This is a genomic window from Actinomadura sp. B10D3, from assembly GCF_039871695.1.
Lineage (GTDB): Bacteria > Actinomycetota > Actinomycetes > Streptosporangiales > Streptosporangiaceae > Spirillospora > Spirillospora madurae.
This window is the reverse complement of the sequence record NZ_JBDPLY010000013.1, coordinates 80,383-95,227: the sequence shown is the minus strand read 5'-3', so window position 1 is coordinate 95,227 and position 14,845 is coordinate 80,383. Positions and strand designations below refer to the sequence as shown.

Annotated in this window: 16 protein-coding genes; 9 read left to right on the top strand and 7 right to left on the bottom strand. The window is 74.0% G+C overall.

Annotation, left to right across the window (positions count from 1 at the left end; genetic code table 11):
• Positions 1-2: 2 nt before the first annotated feature.
• Both ABGB11_RS20640 and ABGB11_RS20635 read right to left on the bottom strand, forming a co-directional pair.
• Entirely contained in the window at positions 3-767 is a 765-nt protein-coding gene (locus ABGB11_RS20640) for an ABC transporter ATP-binding protein (RefSeq protein ID WP_347635163.1), read from the bottom strand.
• 89 nt (positions 768-856) lie between these two features.
• On the bottom strand, positions 857-1,642 hold the full coding sequence (locus ABGB11_RS20635) for an enoyl-CoA hydratase-related protein (RefSeq protein WP_347635161.1): 786 nt from the start codon (positions 1,640-1,642) through the stop codon (positions 857-859).
• Positions 1,643-1,929: 287 nt separating this feature from the next.
• On the opposite strand from ABGB11_RS20635, the gene ABGB11_RS20630 reads away from it, so the two are divergent.
• Complete coding sequence (locus tag ABGB11_RS20630; RefSeq protein ID WP_075022250.1) at positions 1,930-2,097, top strand: DUF3117 domain-containing protein; 168 nt, start codon at positions 1,930-1,932, stop codon at positions 2,095-2,097.
• A gap of 98 nt (positions 2,098-2,195) precedes the next feature.
• Positions 2,196-3,701, top strand: a complete 1,506-nt coding sequence (locus ABGB11_RS20625; RefSeq protein WP_347635158.1) for a leucyl aminopeptidase family protein — start codon at positions 2,196-2,198, stop codon at positions 3,699-3,701.
• Positions 3,702-3,734: 33 nt separating this feature from the next.
• Here the strand turns inward: ABGB11_RS20625 and ABGB11_RS20620 are convergent, their stop codons facing one another.
• Complete coding sequence (locus ABGB11_RS20620; RefSeq protein ID WP_347635156.1) at positions 3,735-4,358, bottom strand: hypothetical protein; 624 nt, start codon at positions 4,356-4,358, stop codon at positions 3,735-3,737.
• Positions 4,359-4,361: 3 nt separating this feature from the next.
• The gene (locus tag ABGB11_RS20615; RefSeq protein ID WP_347635154.1) at positions 4,362-5,021 is read right to left on the bottom strand and encodes an O-methyltransferase; all 660 of its coding nucleotides are present in this window, start codon (positions 5,019-5,021) and stop codon (positions 4,362-4,364) included.
• A gap of 190 nt (positions 5,022-5,211) precedes the next feature.
• Between ABGB11_RS20615 and sigE the strand changes: the two genes are divergently transcribed.
• The 5 genes from sigE to ABGB11_RS20590 all read left to right on the top strand — a co-directional run bounded on the left by sigE (position 5,212) and on the right by ABGB11_RS20590 (position 10,292).
• Complete coding sequence (sigE, locus tag ABGB11_RS20610) at positions 5,212-5,946, top strand: RNA polymerase sigma factor SigE (RefSeq protein WP_347635152.1); 735 nt, start codon at positions 5,212-5,214, stop codon at positions 5,944-5,946.
• Positions 5,947-6,009: 63 nt separating this feature from the next.
• On the top strand, positions 6,010-6,648 hold the full coding sequence (locus ABGB11_RS20605; protein ID WP_347635150.1) for a zf-HC2 domain-containing protein: 639 nt from the start codon (positions 6,010-6,012) through the stop codon (positions 6,646-6,648).
• Entirely contained in the window at positions 6,645-7,763 is a 1,119-nt protein-coding gene (locus ABGB11_RS20600) for a sigma-E factor regulatory protein RseB domain-containing protein (protein ID WP_347635148.1), read from the top strand. The genes ABGB11_RS20605 and ABGB11_RS20600 overlap by 4 nt, the downstream gene beginning before the upstream one ends.
• A gap of 233 nt (positions 7,764-7,996) precedes the next feature.
• On the top strand, positions 7,997-9,826 hold the full coding sequence (locus ABGB11_RS20595) for a trypsin-like peptidase domain-containing protein (RefSeq protein WP_347635146.1): 1,830 nt from the start codon (positions 7,997-7,999) through the stop codon (positions 9,824-9,826).
• A 112-nt stretch (positions 9,827-9,938) separates the two neighbouring features.
• Positions 9,939-10,292, top strand: a complete 354-nt coding sequence (locus ABGB11_RS20590; RefSeq protein ID WP_347635144.1) for a sec-independent translocase — start codon at positions 9,939-9,941, stop codon at positions 10,290-10,292.
• Between the two features lie 60 nt (positions 10,293-10,352).
• On the opposite strand, the gene ABGB11_RS20585 is transcribed toward ABGB11_RS20590, so the two are convergent.
• Positions 10,353-11,492, bottom strand: a complete 1,140-nt coding sequence (locus ABGB11_RS20585) for an Mrp/NBP35 family ATP-binding protein (protein WP_347635142.1) — start codon at positions 11,490-11,492, stop codon at positions 10,353-10,355.
• A 96-nt stretch (positions 11,493-11,588) separates the two neighbouring features.
• Between ABGB11_RS20585 and ABGB11_RS20580 the strand changes: the two genes are divergently transcribed.
• Positions 11,589-12,044 (top strand): MarR family winged helix-turn-helix transcriptional regulator, encoded by a 456-nt coding sequence (locus ABGB11_RS20580; protein ID WP_347635141.1) that lies wholly within the window; start codon positions 11,589-11,591, stop codon positions 12,042-12,044.
• On the opposite strand, the gene ABGB11_RS20575 is transcribed toward ABGB11_RS20580, so the two are convergent.
• Together ABGB11_RS20575 and ABGB11_RS20570 are read right to left on the bottom strand one after the other, a co-directional pair.
• A complete protein-coding gene (locus ABGB11_RS20575) occupies positions 12,041-12,520 on the bottom strand; it encodes a DUF1003 domain-containing protein (protein WP_347635139.1) in 480 nt (159 codons plus the stop codon). The genes ABGB11_RS20580 and ABGB11_RS20575 overlap by 4 nt on opposite strands.
• Before the next feature lie 14 nt (positions 12,521-12,534).
• On the bottom strand, positions 12,535-13,833 hold the full coding sequence (locus ABGB11_RS20570; RefSeq protein WP_347635137.1) for a CBS domain-containing protein: 1,299 nt from the start codon (positions 13,831-13,833) through the stop codon (positions 12,535-12,537).
• 99 nt (positions 13,834-13,932) lie between these two features.
• On the opposite strand from ABGB11_RS20570, the gene ABGB11_RS20565 reads away from it, so the two are divergent.
• Positions 13,933-14,841, top strand: coding sequence for an RNA polymerase sigma-70 factor (locus tag ABGB11_RS20565; RefSeq protein ID WP_347635135.1), 909 nt, complete (start codon positions 13,933-13,935; stop codon positions 14,839-14,841).
• Positions 14,842-14,845: the final 4 nt, after the last annotated feature.

The window sequence follows — 14,845 nt, the reverse complement described above, 5'->3', positions numbered from 1 at the left end:
GCTCAGCCCTCCATCCCGCGCATCACGGCGTGGACCTGGTCGCTCGTCGGGGAGAGCAGCTCGTGCACGATCATCCCGTCGGCGAGGAACAGCACCCGGTCGGCATGCGCGGCGGCGCCGGGGTCGTGCGTCACCATGATCACGGTCTGCCGGTAGGCGTCGACGGCGCGGCGCAGGAACCCCAGGACCTCGGCGCCCGATCGGGAGTCGAGGTTGCCGGTGGGCTCGTCGGCGAACAGCACTTCGGGCCGGGTGAGCAGAGCGCGCGCGACGGCGACCCGCTGCTGCTGGCCGCCCGACAGCTCGCTGGGGCGGTGCGACAGCCGCTCGCGCAGCCCGAGGGCGTCCACGACGGCGTCGAACCAGGCCCGGTCGGCGCGCCGGTTCCCGAGCCGGCCGGTCAGCCGGATGTTTTCCTCCGCCGTCAGCATCGGCAGCAGGTTGAACGACTGGAACACGAACCCCAGCCGGTCGCGGCGCAGCTTGGTCAGCCGGGTCCGCGACAGGCCGGTGATGTCCACGTCCCCGATCAGCACGGAGCCGGACGTGACGGTGTCGAGCCCGGCCATGCAGTGCAGGAACGTCGACTTCCCGGACCCGGACGGCCCCATGATCGCGGTGAACCGGCCCCGGGGAAAGGCGGCCGAGACGCCGCGCAGCGCGGTGACCGCGCCGTCGCCCGTCCCGTACGACTTCACCACGTCGCGCGCGACGGCGGCATGGTCGTGGACCTGCCCGGCAGGGGGTGTGGTGGCCGTCTGTGTCATGCCGTCCAGGAAACCGGCGCACACCCCCCGCCCGCAGTGACGCGGACTCCCCACTTGGTGCTGGGGAACGCCCTACCCTCCTGGCCGGGTCAGCGTCCCTCGAACTCCGGCTGCTGCTTCTTCAGGAACGCCTCCGTCGCGTTGTGGTGGTCGGCGGTCTTCTCGCACTCGTCCTGCAGCTCCGCCTCCCGTTCGAGGGCGGACGCCAGGTCGTGCGTCGCGGCGTGGTCGAGCGCGGCCTTGACCGCGCCGTAGGAGACCGTCGGGCCGGACGCGAGGCGCCGCGCCAGCTCGACCGACGCCGGGGCCAGCTCGTCCGCCGGGACGACCCGGGTCACCAGCCCCATCTCCAGGGCCTCCGCCGCCTTGACCGGCTCGCCGAGCAGCAGCAGCTCGGCGGCCTTGGCACGGCCGACCAGGCGCTGCAGCGTCCACGACATGCCGCTGTCGGGGGCCAGCCCGATGCCGGTGAACGCGGTCGCGAACCGGGCCTTGTCGGAGGCGACGATCAGGTCGCACGCGAACGCCAGCGACGCGCCCGCGCCCGCCGCGACGCCGTTCACCGCCGCCACCACCGGCTTGCGCATGCCCGTGAGCGCCAGCACGATCGGGTTGTAGTGCCTGCGCACCGTGTCGTCCAGACCCTTGCCCGCGGCGAGGTTGTCGGCGTGCTCCCGCAGGTCCTGCCCGGCGCAGAACGCCCGCCCGGCCCCGGTGAGGACCACCGCGCGCACGGCCGGGTCGGCGGCGCCGCGCACCACCGCCGCGCGCAGCGCCTCCTTCATCTCGACGGTCAGCGAGTTCATCCCGTCGGGACGGTTGAGCGTGATCGTCCCCACGCCGCCGGTCACGTCGTACAGCACGGTCTCAGACATCGTCGTCCTCTCGGTCGTGCGTAGATCTTCCCAGGCAACCTTCGGTGAACCCGTGCGGGGCGGGCAAGCCCCGTCCCGCCGCCGTACCGGCCCGGTCCCGGAGGGGGCGCCGGACCGGCGGCGACCGCGCCCGCGGCCCTCCCGGCTGCCGATCTGGAGGCTGATCGTTACCACTTCGCGCCCGGAAGACGAGATAATGGACCACTACTGATGACGCGGATGCGACACGCGGCCACGCGGCCTGAGGTGTGCGAGGCCGCGGCCCTACGCAGGAAGGGGATGCACGCATGGCGGCTATGAAGCCGCGGACGGGAGACGGTCCGCTCGAAGTGACCAAGGAGGGCCGCGGAATCGTCATGCGGGTCCCGCTCGAAGGCGGCGGCCGCCTCGTGGTCGAACTCTCCGCGGACGAGGCGAAGGAGCTCGGCGAGGCCCTCAAGGAGGTCGTGGGCTGACCGCCCCCGCCACTCCCGCTCACCGGTGACGGTCCCGGCGCAACGCCGGGGCCCTTGCCGTTCCGTAACCCGTCACCGACCAGGGGGGATCTGCCGCCATGCCCATCGAGACCCGCGTGCACGGTGCCGGCGGCACCGTGTCGCAGACGGCCCTCGACCTCGGGGCGGAGGTGGTGGCGGTGCCGGTCCGCTCCGGCCCGTCCCGGGGGGCGTGGGAGGTCGTCCCCCCACAAGGATCTGGCCCGGTGGCGCCGGCCGCAGAGGTGGCGGCGTCGCTGCCCTTCACGCTGGACGAGCTGCTGGAGCTGCACCGGGCGAAGGGCGAGCCCGGCGAGATCACCGCCGCGCAGGTCCGCATCGGCGACCGGCTGCGGGAACTGCTGCTGTACGGGGTGGGCGAGGCGGCCCCGGCCGACCTGCGCAAGGCCGGCGCCGCGCTGGCCCGCCGCGGCAGGGGGCGCACGGCGCTCGTCGCGGGCGTGCCGGACGGCGACCTCGCCGCCTTCACCGAGGGTGCGCTGCTCGCCTCCTACGGGTTCAGGATCGGTGCGCCTCCCACCCGCGCCCCGCTCGGCACCCTCGCGGTGCTGACCGAGGCGGGGCCCGAGGCCGCCGCCCCGGCGATCGAGCTGGGCACGGCGCGGGCGCGCGCCACCGCGCTGGCCCGCGACCTCGCCAACACCCCGTCCGGCGAGAAGGACCCGTCCTGGCTCGCCGCCCAGGCCGAGCGGGTCGCCGGCGAGAACGGCCTCACCGTGCGGGTGCGCGGTGAGAAGGAGCTGCGGGACGAGGGGTTCGGCGGCCTCCTGGCCGTCGGGGGCGGCTCGTCCAGGCCGCCGCGGCTCATCGAGCTCTCCTACCGCCCCGAGGGGGACGCCGAGCGGCATGTGGTGCTGGTCGGCAAGGGCATCACGTTCGACAGCGGCGGCCTGTCGCTGAAGCCGAACGACAACATGAAGACGATGAAGACCGACATGTCGGGCGGCGCCGTGGTCATCGCGGTGATGAGCGCGCTGCGCGAGCTCGGCGTGCGCGCCCGCGTCACCGGGCTGGTCGCCGCGGCGGAGAACATGCCGTCCGGGTCGTCGATGCGCCCCGGCGACGTGATCACCCACTACGGCGGGACGACGTCGGAGGTGCTGAACACCGATGCCGAGGGGCGGCTCGTCCTCGCCGACGCGCTGGCCTACGCCGCCGCCCGGCTCGCCCCCGACGCGGTCGTGGACATCGCCACGCTGACCGGCGCCGCGAAGGTCGCGCTCGGGCTGCGGCACGGGGCGCTGCTCGCGAGCGACGACGCCCTCGCCGAGGCGCTCACCCGGGCCGGGACGGCGGCGGGCGAGCCGGTGTGGCGGCTCCCGCTCGTGGCCGACTACCGCGCCGCGATCGACTCCGACGTGGCCGACATCAACAACATCGGGCGCGGCGGCTACGGCGCCGGCACCATCACGGCGGCGCTGTTCCTGCGCGAGTTCGCCGGCGACCGGCCGTGGGCGCACCTGGACATCGCGGGCCCCGGCCGGTCCACGTCCGATGACGCCGAGATCACCCGCGGCGCGACCGGTTTCGGCGCCCGCCTCCTGCTCGACTGGCTGACGGCCTGACCGCCCGGACCGCCCGGACCGGCCCCGGGCCCGTCACTTCGTCCGGCGGTCGATCACCGGGACGCGGCGGCGCCGCCGGGCCTCCTTGACGATCTCCGGGAGCGTCGCGTCCCAGCCCGCTTCCACCGCGAAGCACCACGGGACGGCCGCGGCGGTCGCCGGCACGTCGCGCATCGTGAGCGCCACCAGCCGCGGCCGCTCCCACGTGCGGGCCAGCTCGGCCAGCTCCGGCGCAGGCAGGAACACCAGGTAGTCCTGCTCGCCGCGGCGGGTGCCGCCGACACCGCGCCGCAGCGCCGTGATCGCGGCGACCTCGTCCCAGGCCAGCGACCGCCCGGCCCGGCGGGGCAGCGGCCAGCGCGCCGGCCGCCGCACCCCGTCGCCGTCCAGTTCCAGGACGGGACGGCGGGCCAGCGTCGCGCCGGCCGACACCAGCAGGCCCGTCCCGAAGAGGGCGAGCCCGGCCACCCCGAGGACCATGAACGCCACGCTGCCCACCCCGGCGCCGCGGACGACCCCGCTCGTGATGAACCCCGCCGACGCGAGGAACAGGATCACGAACGCGATCAGCTGCCCCATGCCGCGCCAGGTCACCCGGTTCCGCACCGCGAACGGCCCGCCGGTCTCGGCCTCGGCGGCGCCGGCCTCCACGCTCATCGGCTAGTCGCGCTTCACGGCGCACAGCAGGCCGTCGCCGACCGGCATCAGCAGCGGGACGAGCCGGTCGTCGTCGCGGATCATCCGGTGCACCTCGCGGATCGCCTCGGTCTCGGGGTCGCGCCGGTCGGCGTCGGCGACCCGGTCGTGCCAGAGGGCGTTGTCGAACGCGACCACGCCGCCGGGGCGCAGCAGCCGCAGCGCGTCCACCAGGTACCCGGGGTACTCCCGCTTCGCCGCGTCGCAGAACACCATGTCGTAGGCGCCGTCGGTGAGCCGCGGCAGCACCTCCAGCGCCGGGCCGCTGATCATCCGGGTGCGGAAGCCGGACAGGCCCGCCTCCCGGTAGGCCTGCTTGGCCAGCCGCTGGTTATCCGGCTCGATGTCGACGCTGGTCAGCACGCCGTCCTTCGGCATCCCGCGCATGAGCCAGACGCCGGACACGCCGCAGCCGGAGCCGACCTCGACCACCGTCCGGGCGCCGATCAGTGTCGCGAGGAAGCGCAGCGCCGCGCCCCCGGCCGGGCCGATCGGCGCGGCGCCGACCTCTTCGCCGCGGCGCCTGGCGTTCAGGAGCGGCTCGTCTTCGGGGAGGAAATCCTCCGCATAGGCCCGGGTGGCCTCTCGTGCGTCGATGGCTGCCTCCTCGCGGGACCCCCGCATGGCTCATGCTGAGAAAGACCTTATCGCTGACAGGGAACCAACTGGAGTTTCAGCGCGTTGTAACCAGCGCAAGCGCAAGCACGAATTCGGTCCGGAAAGCAAACAACCGGTTCAGCACCGCCCCAGCCCAGGCGAGACCGTGCCGTTCCAAGGGGATCCTTGGCTCACGAGAGAGGAACAGCCCGGCACCATGGGAGTCGCAGCACTGAGTTTCCGAAGCGCTGTGGGGGTCGGCCCCAGGCAGGGGGTCGGGAGCGCCGCCCGCACCCGCGAGAACGCCCCCGAGGCCGAATGGGCACCGCCGTCCTGGGACGAGGTCGTGCGCGAGCACTCCGCCCGCGTCTACCGGCTCGCCTACCGCCTGACCGGTAACCAGCACGACGCCGAAGACCTCACGCAGGAGGTCTTCGTCCGCGTGTTCCGTTCGCTCTCGAACTACACGCCGGGCACGTTCGAAGGCTGGCTGCACCGGATCACCACCAACCTGTTCCTCGACATGGCGCGGCGCCGCCAGCGGATCCGCTTCGAGGGGCTGGCCGACGACGCCGCCGAACGCCTCCAGGGCCGCGAGCCGACGCCGGCGCAGGCGTTCGACGACACGAACTTCGACGCCGACGTCCAGGCCGCGCTCGACGCGCTGGCCCCCGAGTACCGCGCCGCCGTCGTGCTGTGCGACATCGAGGGCCTGTCGTACGAGGAGATCTCGGCCACGCTCGGCGTCAAGCTCGGCACCGTGCGCAGCCGCATCCACCGGGGGAGGGCGCAGCTGCGGGCGGCGCTGGAGCACCGCGCTCCCACGCGGCGCCGGCCGGGGACCCGCAACGACTACCAGGCCGCCCTCGCCGAGGAGGGCCGGGCCCTCGACGGCGAGGCCGGCCCGGCGCCCGTGGCGGGCGGTGTCCGGCCGCAGCCGGAGGGCGTGTAAAGCTGTACTTACAGCGCGCGGGTGGAACCGCGCGCCCGACCGAACGGAACCGACGGAGGCGGCGTGAGTTGTCTGGGGGAGCGCCTGACCGCTCTGGTCGACGGTGAGCTGGGGGATGATGAGCGCGAGCGCGCCCTCGCCCACCTCGCGGCATGCGACCGCTGCCGGCGCGAGGCCGACCTCATGCGCAGGCTCAAGGGCCGGCTGCGCGGCCTGTCCGACCTCCCGCCGTCGGACGGCACCGACGACCTCCCGACCGGCGATTTCCTGAGCCGGCTGCGTTCTCTGCCCGGCTCGCTGCCCGAGTCCGGCGGCCCGTCCGAGGGCGGCGCCCCGGCGGAGCCCGCCGCACCGGCCGCCGCCGCGTCCCGGCATGCGTCCCGGTCGCCGCGGCCGCCGGCCCGTCCCGCGCGCACGTCCGCCGGACGCCCGCGCGACCACCGGCCGCGCGACGGCCGCCCGGCCGCCCGCGCCGTCGCCGTGCACGCCCACCCCCGGCGCTACCTGGTCCTGGGCGCCGCCACCCTGTTCCTCGGCCTCGGCGCCGCCTCCTACGTCGCGGGCGGGCGGCAGGACGCGCCTTCCGTCACCCCCGCGTTCGACCGGTTCGCCGTCGAGCACGCGCTGACGTCCGGTGGCGCCCCGATGACCGACCCCCTCACGGACCCGGTCAACGAGGTCCAGGTCTCCCCGGGGCCGTGAGTGCGCCCTTCGTGACCGGCCGCCGCCCGCGCCGGGAGCGTTGCGGGCGGCGCGGTGCCGTTCTGGCCGGCGGGCTCGGGGCCGCCCTCGCCCTGGCGGGCTCGCTCGCCGGCGACCCCGGCGCGGTCCGGGGCGTCCGCAGCGACCCCGGGGCCGTGGCCCTGCTGCGCGCCGCCGCCGACGCCGCCCGCCGCGTCCCGTATGAGGGCCGGCGGTTCCTCACCACCCGGGGCCGCGGCCGGGACGTGACGTCGCGCGTCGCCGTCTCGCACATCCCGGGCGCGGGCATCAGGTACCGGTCGGGGACGGCCGGGGAGGGCCACCGCCCCGAGTCCGCCGCCGGGGACACCACCGGCTTCACCCCCGCGACGCTGGCGCTGCTGACCCGCAACTACGCGGTGGTCCGCGCGGACGACGCGTCGATCTGCGGGCGGAGCGCGCGCGTCGTGGAGGCGCGCCGCGCGGACGGCAGCCCCGCCGGGCGCTTCTGGATCGACTCCGAGACCGGGCTGATGCTGCACCGGGAGCTGATCGACGCGACCGGCCGCCCCGTGGTCATGACCGGCTTCACCGAGATCAGCTTCAGCGCGCCGGCGCCGGAGCCGGTCACCCACGGCGCCCGGCGCGGCGGCCTGTCCCGGTTCCCCGGATCCGAGGCGGGCACCGTGGACACCGCCGGCGCCGCGGGCGGGTGGAGCGAGCGGCTCGACCCGGCGGTGCTCCGCGCCGGCGGCTGGCCCGTCCCGGACGACCTGCCCGGCCGGCTCGCCCTCTACGACGCCCGCCGCGAGAGCGGCGGCGGCGCCGTGCACCTCAGCTACTCCGACGGCCTCGCCGCCGTGTCGGTGTTCGTGCAGCGCGGCACGCTGGACGAGCGCGGCATGGCGGGATGGCAGCGGACCGTCCGCCGCGGCCGGACGGTGTTCCGCCGCGAGGCCCTGCGGCGCTGGGCGGTCACCGGCGGGGGCGGCTACGTCTACACGGTCGTCACCGACGCGCCGCAGAGCACGGCGACGGCGGTGGCCGCGCACATGCCGCGCGAGCCGGCCCCGTTCTTCACGCGGCTGTCCCGCGGCGCCCACCGTCTGGTGTCCAGTGCGAACCCGTTCGACTGAAGGTGCGGGAATGCCTGGGTCGTGCTTTCTGTCGGGGTTCGACGGGTCCATATGCGGTATGGAGGCTCTTGTCCGTACGCTGACGCGTTCGGGGAGGGCGCTCGGTAGCCTTGCCCAACGGCCGGATCCGGCCGTGCCGTACCGCCGCGGGAGCGTGGTTTACGCTCGCCACATCCTGCGGAGGGCAGCATGAGCACGGATGACGAGGACCATGCTCGGTAGGAGAGATGGGGATGACGGAAGACAACCGCGGCCCGGTCAGGGCACCTTCGGAGGACGACGACGTCGTCCCCGGCCAGGAGCCTGAGCTGCGGGAGGCCGCGGCCCCTCCCGAGACGGTGACCGACCAGGAGCTCCCCCTGGACCGGCCCGCCGACGACCCGGAGCCCGGGCCGGCGGACGAGGCCGACACCCCCGAGCCCGACGAGCTGGGGCCCGGCGAGCCCGAACCCGACGAGCTGGGGGCCGAGCCCCGCTCGGGGACGGGCGACGACGGGGACCGGCTGGTCGCCGGGGGCTTCGCGCCGCCCGACTCGCTCGGCGGCCCGCCCGACACCAGCGAGGACGTGCTCTCCCGCGCCGACATGGGTCCGCAGGAGGTGCCGCTGCAGGACGCGCCGCCGCGCGACATGCCGCAGCCGCCACCGCCCGTGCACCTCGGCAAGCCCCCGGTGGACGCGCCCGACGACCGTCCGCGGCCCGGCTTTGTCCCGCACAACCAGGACCCGCGCGCCGCGCAGGGCGGCCCGTACGGGGGCGGTTGGCCGCAGCAGTCCCACCAGGGGCCGCCGCCGGCGCCCGGCCGCCCGCCGATGGGCCCGCCGCCGCCCGCGCCGCCCGGACCGCCCGGACCGCCGCCCGGCGGTCCCCGGCCGATGGCCGGCTTCGGGGTGCCGCCCGGCGGCACCGGCCCCAACTGGGCGCCGATCCCGGGGGCGCTCCCGCCGTCGTCGCGCGGCGGGCCGGGCCTCGGGCTGCTCGCCGTGGTCGCGCTGATCGTGGCGCTGGTGGCCGGCGCCGTCGGCGCCGGGATCGGCGTCATCGCGACCGATGACGAGGACGGCGGCTCGGTCAGCCTCGGCGGCGGCAACAGCAACGACACCAAGGTGCAGAGCCGCCCGCCGGACTCCGTCGCCGGCGTCGCGCAGCGCGTGCTGCCGAGCGTCGTGATGATCCGGACGGAGTCCGCCCAGGGCGAGGTCGGCGGCACCGGCTTCATCGTCAACGGCGGCTACGTCATCACCAACAACCACGTCGTCTCCGGCGCCGGCGGCGGGTCCGGGCGGATCAAGATCGTCTTCAACGACAAGAAGACGCTGCCCGCCACCGTCAAGGGCGCCGACCCGAGCTCGGACGTCGCCGTGCTGAAGCCCGAGGGCCAGCATTCGCTGCCCGCGCTCGCGGTCGGCGACTCCAGCGCCATCGCCGTCGGCGACCCGGTGATCGCGATCGGCTCGCCGCTCGGCCTGCAGGGCTCGGTCACCACCGGCATCGTCAGCTCGCTGAACCGGGCCGTGCCGACGCAGGGCGAGGGCGGCGCGGACGCGTCCTACCTCAACGCGATCCAGACCGACGCGGCGATCAACCCGGGCAACTCGGGCGGGCCGCTGGTCGACGCGAAGGGCCGCGTGATCGGCATCAACACCGCGATCCTCACCGTCGGCGGCCAGTCGCTCGGCGGCGAGCAGCAGAGCGGCAACATCGGCCTCGGCTTCGCGATCCCGATCAACCAGGGCAAGCGGGTCGCCGAGGAGATCATCCGCACGGGGACCGTCAAGCAGGCCAAGCTCGGCGTACTGCCCGACCCGCGCTACCAGGAGGGCGGCGCCCGGATCATGCCCCAGCCGGTCAACGGGCAGGACCCGGTGACCAAGGGCGGCCCGGCCGACAAGGCCGGCCTCAAGCCCGGCGACGTGATCACCAAGGTCGACGACAAGCCGATCGAGGACGCCACCGACCTCATCGCGCAGATCCGCAGCCGCGCCCCGGGCGACCGCATCAAGATCACCTACCAGCGGGACGGCCGCGAGGGCAGCGTCGAGGTGACGCTGGGCTCCGACTGACCGGGCGGGACCGACCGGGCGGGAACGCCCAGTTCTGGTTCATTCGCGCTGGAGATACGCTTGGGGGGCCGGCCCGCGGCAGGGCCGGTCCCCTCGGCTTGTGGAGGACGGGTTGTTCGACGTCGGACTCGGTGAGATGGCGGTGCTCGTCGTCCTCGCCCTGGTCATCTTCGGGGACAAACTGCCCCAGGTCGCCGGGCAGGCGGGCCGGATGCTCCGGCAGTTCCGCGAGATGGCCAACAGCGCCAAGGCCGACCTGCAGGAAGGGCTCGGGCCGGAGTTCAAGGACTTCGACATCAACGACCTCAACCCGAAGACGTTCGTCCGCAAGCACCTCTTCGAGGACGAAGACACCTACCTGACCAAGGGCGACTCCGGCCTCTTCGACGACGAGCCCACCTACGCCACCACCGCCGGCGACCTCCCGCACGGCGAGAAGCCCCCGTTCGACAACGAGGCGACCTGACAGACCATGCGAAAAGCCCCCCGGCCGGAAACCCGGCCCGGGGGGCTTTTCGCTGGTCTGCTAACGGCCCTTGGGGCTGATGCCGAGGGACATGCCGGCCAGGCCGCGGGTGCGGCCGCCCAGGGTGTCGGCGATGGTGCGCAGCTCCTTCGCGGCGCCGGCGTCGGGCTCGGCGAGGACCAGGGGCGTGCCGCTGTCGCCGCCCTCGCGCAGGCGCGGGTCGATCTCCACCTGGCCGAGCAGCGGGACGCGGGTCCCGAGGGTCTTGGTCAGCGCGTCCGCGACCGTCTGGCCGCCGCCCTCGCCGAAGACGTGCTGGCGCTCCCCGCAGTGCGGGCACGTCAGGTACGACATGTTCTCGATCACGCCGACGACCTGCTGGTGGGTCTGCGCGGCGATCGCGCCCGCCCGCTCGGCCACCTCGGCGGCGGCCTGCTGCGGCGTGGTGACGACGAGGATCTCCGCGGACGGCAGCAGCTGCGCGACGGAGATCGCGATGTCGCCGGTGCCGGGCGGCAGGTCCATCAGCAGGATGTCGAGGTCGCCCCAGTAGACGTCGGCGAGGAACTGCTGCAGCGCGCGGTGCAGCATCGGCCCGCGCCACACGACCGGCTGGTTCCCGGCGGTGAACATACCGACCGAGATCACCTTCACGTCGTGCGCCGACGGCGGCATGATCATGTCTTCGACCTTGGTGGGCGGGTTCTGCACGCCCAGCATCCGCGGCACCGAGTGGCCGTAGATGTCGGCGTCCACCACCCCGACCTTGCGGCCCTGCGCGGCGAGCGCGGCGGCGATGTTCACCGTCACCGACGACTTGCCGACGCCGCCCTTGCCGCTCGCCACCGCGTACACCTTGGTCAGCGAGTTCGGCTTGGCGAACGGGATCTCCTTGGCGGGCTCCCCGCCGCGCAGCTTGGTCTGCAGCTCCTTGCGCTGCTCCTCGCTCATCACGTCCAGGTCGACGTGCACCGAGGACACACCGTCGAGTTTGGAGACGGCCTCCGTGACGTTCTTGGTGATGGTGTCCTTCATCGGACATCCGGCCACGGTCAGGTAGACGCCGACGCGGACGGTGCCGTCCGCGTCGATGTCGACGCTCTTGACCATGTCGAGCTCGGTGATCGGCTTGCGGATCTCAGGATCGTTCACCGTGGCGAGGGCCGCGGTCACCCGCTCGGTCGTCAATTGGGAGGCCATACGCCCATGGTATGGACCCGACGGCGATACCTGCCAATCAGGGTGCGGCTCGTCACACGTCTCGCGCGGTGGAGCCGCCCGCCGTACGATCGGTCCGTGACACGCGGTCCCCTCAGCGCCGCCGAACTGACCGTCTGGCGGACCCTGCTGCGCGCCGAGGCGCAGATCTCCCGCCAGCTCCAGGCCGACCTGCTGGCCCGGCACGACCTGCCGCTCGGCTCCTACGAGGTGCTCACGCACCTCGGCGAGGCGCCCGGCGGGCGGCTGCGGATGAACGATCTCGCCGACCGCGTCCTGCTGTCGCGCAGCGGGCTGACCAGGCTCGTCGACCGGATGCAGCGGGACGGCCTGGTGATCAGGCGCCCCTGCCCGTACGACGCCCGCGGCATGTACGCCGCCCTCACCTCCGCCGGCCGGGACCGGCTCGCCGAGGCCACCCCCACCTACCGGCAGGGCGTCCGCGACCACGTGCTCAGCCGGCTGGACGAGCCCGACCTGCGCGCCCTCGGCGCCATCCTCGACAAGCTCGCCGACGAGGAGATCCCCGCCTAGCGGACGTGCTCCCTGGCGTCCAGGTCCTTGAGGGCCTGCTGGAGCTCCGAGCGCAGGAAGTCGCGGGTGACGACCTCGCTCAGCGCGACCCGCAGCCCGGCGATCTCCCGCGTCAGGTACTCGGTGTCGGCGATGGTGCGCTCGTTGCGGGCCCGGTCCTGCTCGTACTGGACGCGGTCCCGGTCGTCCTGCCGGTTCTGGGCCAGCAGGATCAGCGGAGCCGCGTAGGACGCCTGGAGCGACAGCATCAGCGTGAGGAAGATGAACGGGTACGGGTCGAACTTCAGCGCGGACGGCGCGAGCAGGTTCCACACGATCCACACGAAGACGAACACGGTCATGTAGACGAGGAACCGCGCCGTCCCCAGGAACCGCGCGATCCGCTCCGAGAGCCGGCCGAAGGACTCGGGATCGTAGTGGGGGCGCGGCAGCAGCGTCCGGCGGAGCTCCCTCGGCTGGTCCAGGCGTGCGGTCATCTGGCGTGTGGTGATCATGTCGTCCCCCGGAGAGCCTCTTCCTCGGGGTCGGCGGACCCCTCGGCGCTCGCGTCCATCGCGGTCTCCCGCCAGTCCTCGGGCAGCAGGTGGTCCAGCACGTCGTCGATCGTCACCGAGCCGAGCAGGTGCCCGTTCTCGTCCACGACGGCGCCCGCGACCAGGTTGTAGGTGGCCAGGAACATCGCGACCGCCTCCAGCGACATGGCCGGCCGCAGCGGGTCGAGCTCGGCGTCCACGATGCCGCTGACCAGGGTCGGCGGCGGCTCCCGCAGCAGCTTCTGGAAGTGCACGGTGCCGAGGTAGCGGCCGGTCGGCGTCGCGGTCGGCGGGCGGCACACGTACACCTGCGCCGCCAGCGCCGGGTTCAGGTCGGGGTTGCGGATCAGCGCGAGCGCCTCGGCGACCGTCGCGTCCGGCGGGACGATCACCGGATCGGTGGTCATCAGCCCGCCCGCCGAGTGGTCGGCGTAGGTGAGCAGCCGCCGCACCGGCGCCGCGTCCTGCGGCTCCATCAGCGTCAGCAGCCGCTCGCGCTGCTCGGTCGGCAGCTCCCCGAGCAGGTCGGCGGCGTCGTCGGGGCCCATCGCCTCCAGGACGTCGGCGGCCCGGTCCACCTCCAGCTTGCCGAGGATCTCGATCTGGTCGTCCTCGGGCAGCTCCTCCAGGACGTCGGCGAGCCTTTCGTCGTCCAGCGCGACGGCGACCTCGGCGCGGCGCTTCTCCGACAGCTCGTGCACGATGTTGGCGAGGTCGGCGGGCTTCATCCGTTCGAACGCGGCGATCAGCCCGGCCGCGCCCTGGCCGTGCTCGACGGCGGAGAACCCCTCCACCGCGTCCCAGTCCACGACCATGCTCTCGCCGCGCTTGCGCAGGCCGCGGCCGGTCCTGCGGCGGACGGCGACCTTGGTGACGTGCCAGTCGCGGGTCCGGGTCGGCTCCATCGCGACGTCCATCACCGTCACCGTCTCGCCGCCGTCGCGGAACCGGACGGTGCGGTCCAGCATCTCCGCGATGACCAGCGTCTCGGACTCGCGTTTCTGGAACCGGCGCACGTTCAGCCGCCCGTCGAAGATGACCGCGTCCGCCTCGATCACCGTCACCCGGGTGATCGGCAGGAACACCGCGCGGCGGGAGGCGACCTCCACCACCAGCCCGAGGACCCGCGGGGGCCGCGGCGCCAGGCGCAGCGCGACCACGACATCGCGGACACGGCCGACCTGGTCGCCGGCCGGGTCGAACACCGCGATGCCCGCGAGCCGGGCGATGAACACCCGTGCCGGAGCTCCGCTCATGGCCTGGACACTACCCATGATCTCCCGGCTGATCCGGCCGGGGCATGTCACATCCCCCACCCCCCGTCCCGTCCTCATCGCAGAGGGATGAAAGGGTTGATGACCGTGAGCGACGCCTTGGAGGAGGAGCCCTTCGAGCAGCACCGCAACCTGCTGTTCGCCGTGGCCTACCGGATGCTGGGCACGGCGGCCGACGCCGAGGACGCCGTCCAGGACGCGTGGCTGCGCTGGTCGGCCGCCGACCGGTCCGAGGTCACCGACCCGAAGGCCTACCTCGTCCGGATCACCACCAACGTGGCGCTGGACCGGCTGCGCTCGGCGCAGGTCCGCCGCGAGACCTACGTGGGGCCGTGGCTGCCCGAGCCGATGCTGACCTCCCCGGACGTCGCCGAGGACGCCGAGCTGTCGGAGTCGGTGTCGATGGCGATGCTGGTCGTGCTGGAGACGCTGAGCCCGCTCGAACGGGCGGTGTTCGTCCTCAAGGAGGTCTTCGGGTACCCGTACGCCGAGATCGCGAAGGCGCTGGACCGGTCCGAGCAGTCCGTGCGGCAGCTCGGCACCCGCGCCCGCAAGCACGTGGAGGCGCGCCGGCCCCGCTTCGAGGCGGGCGGCGCCGAGCGGCGCGCGGCCACCGAGCGGTTCCGGGACGCCGTCCTCGGCGGCGACATCAACCGGCTGATGGAGGTCCTCGCCCCCGACGTCGCGTTGTGGACGGACGGCGGCGGCAAGGTCCGCGCGGCGCTGCGGTCGATCAACGGCGCCGCCAAGGTCGGCCGCTGGCTCACCGCGATCACGGGCCAGCGCTACGCGGGCGTGGAACCGGAGGACATGCAGGTCCGGCGCGTCGAGATCAACGGCGAGCCGGCCCTGGTCGTGGACGGCCCGGACGGCCCGATCTCCACGGTCACCGTGGACGTCGACGAGACCGGCCGCGTCGCCGCCATCCACATGGTGGCCAATCCCGACAAGCTCCAGTCCGTCGCCGCGGGACGCGAACTCCCGATGTGAGGCC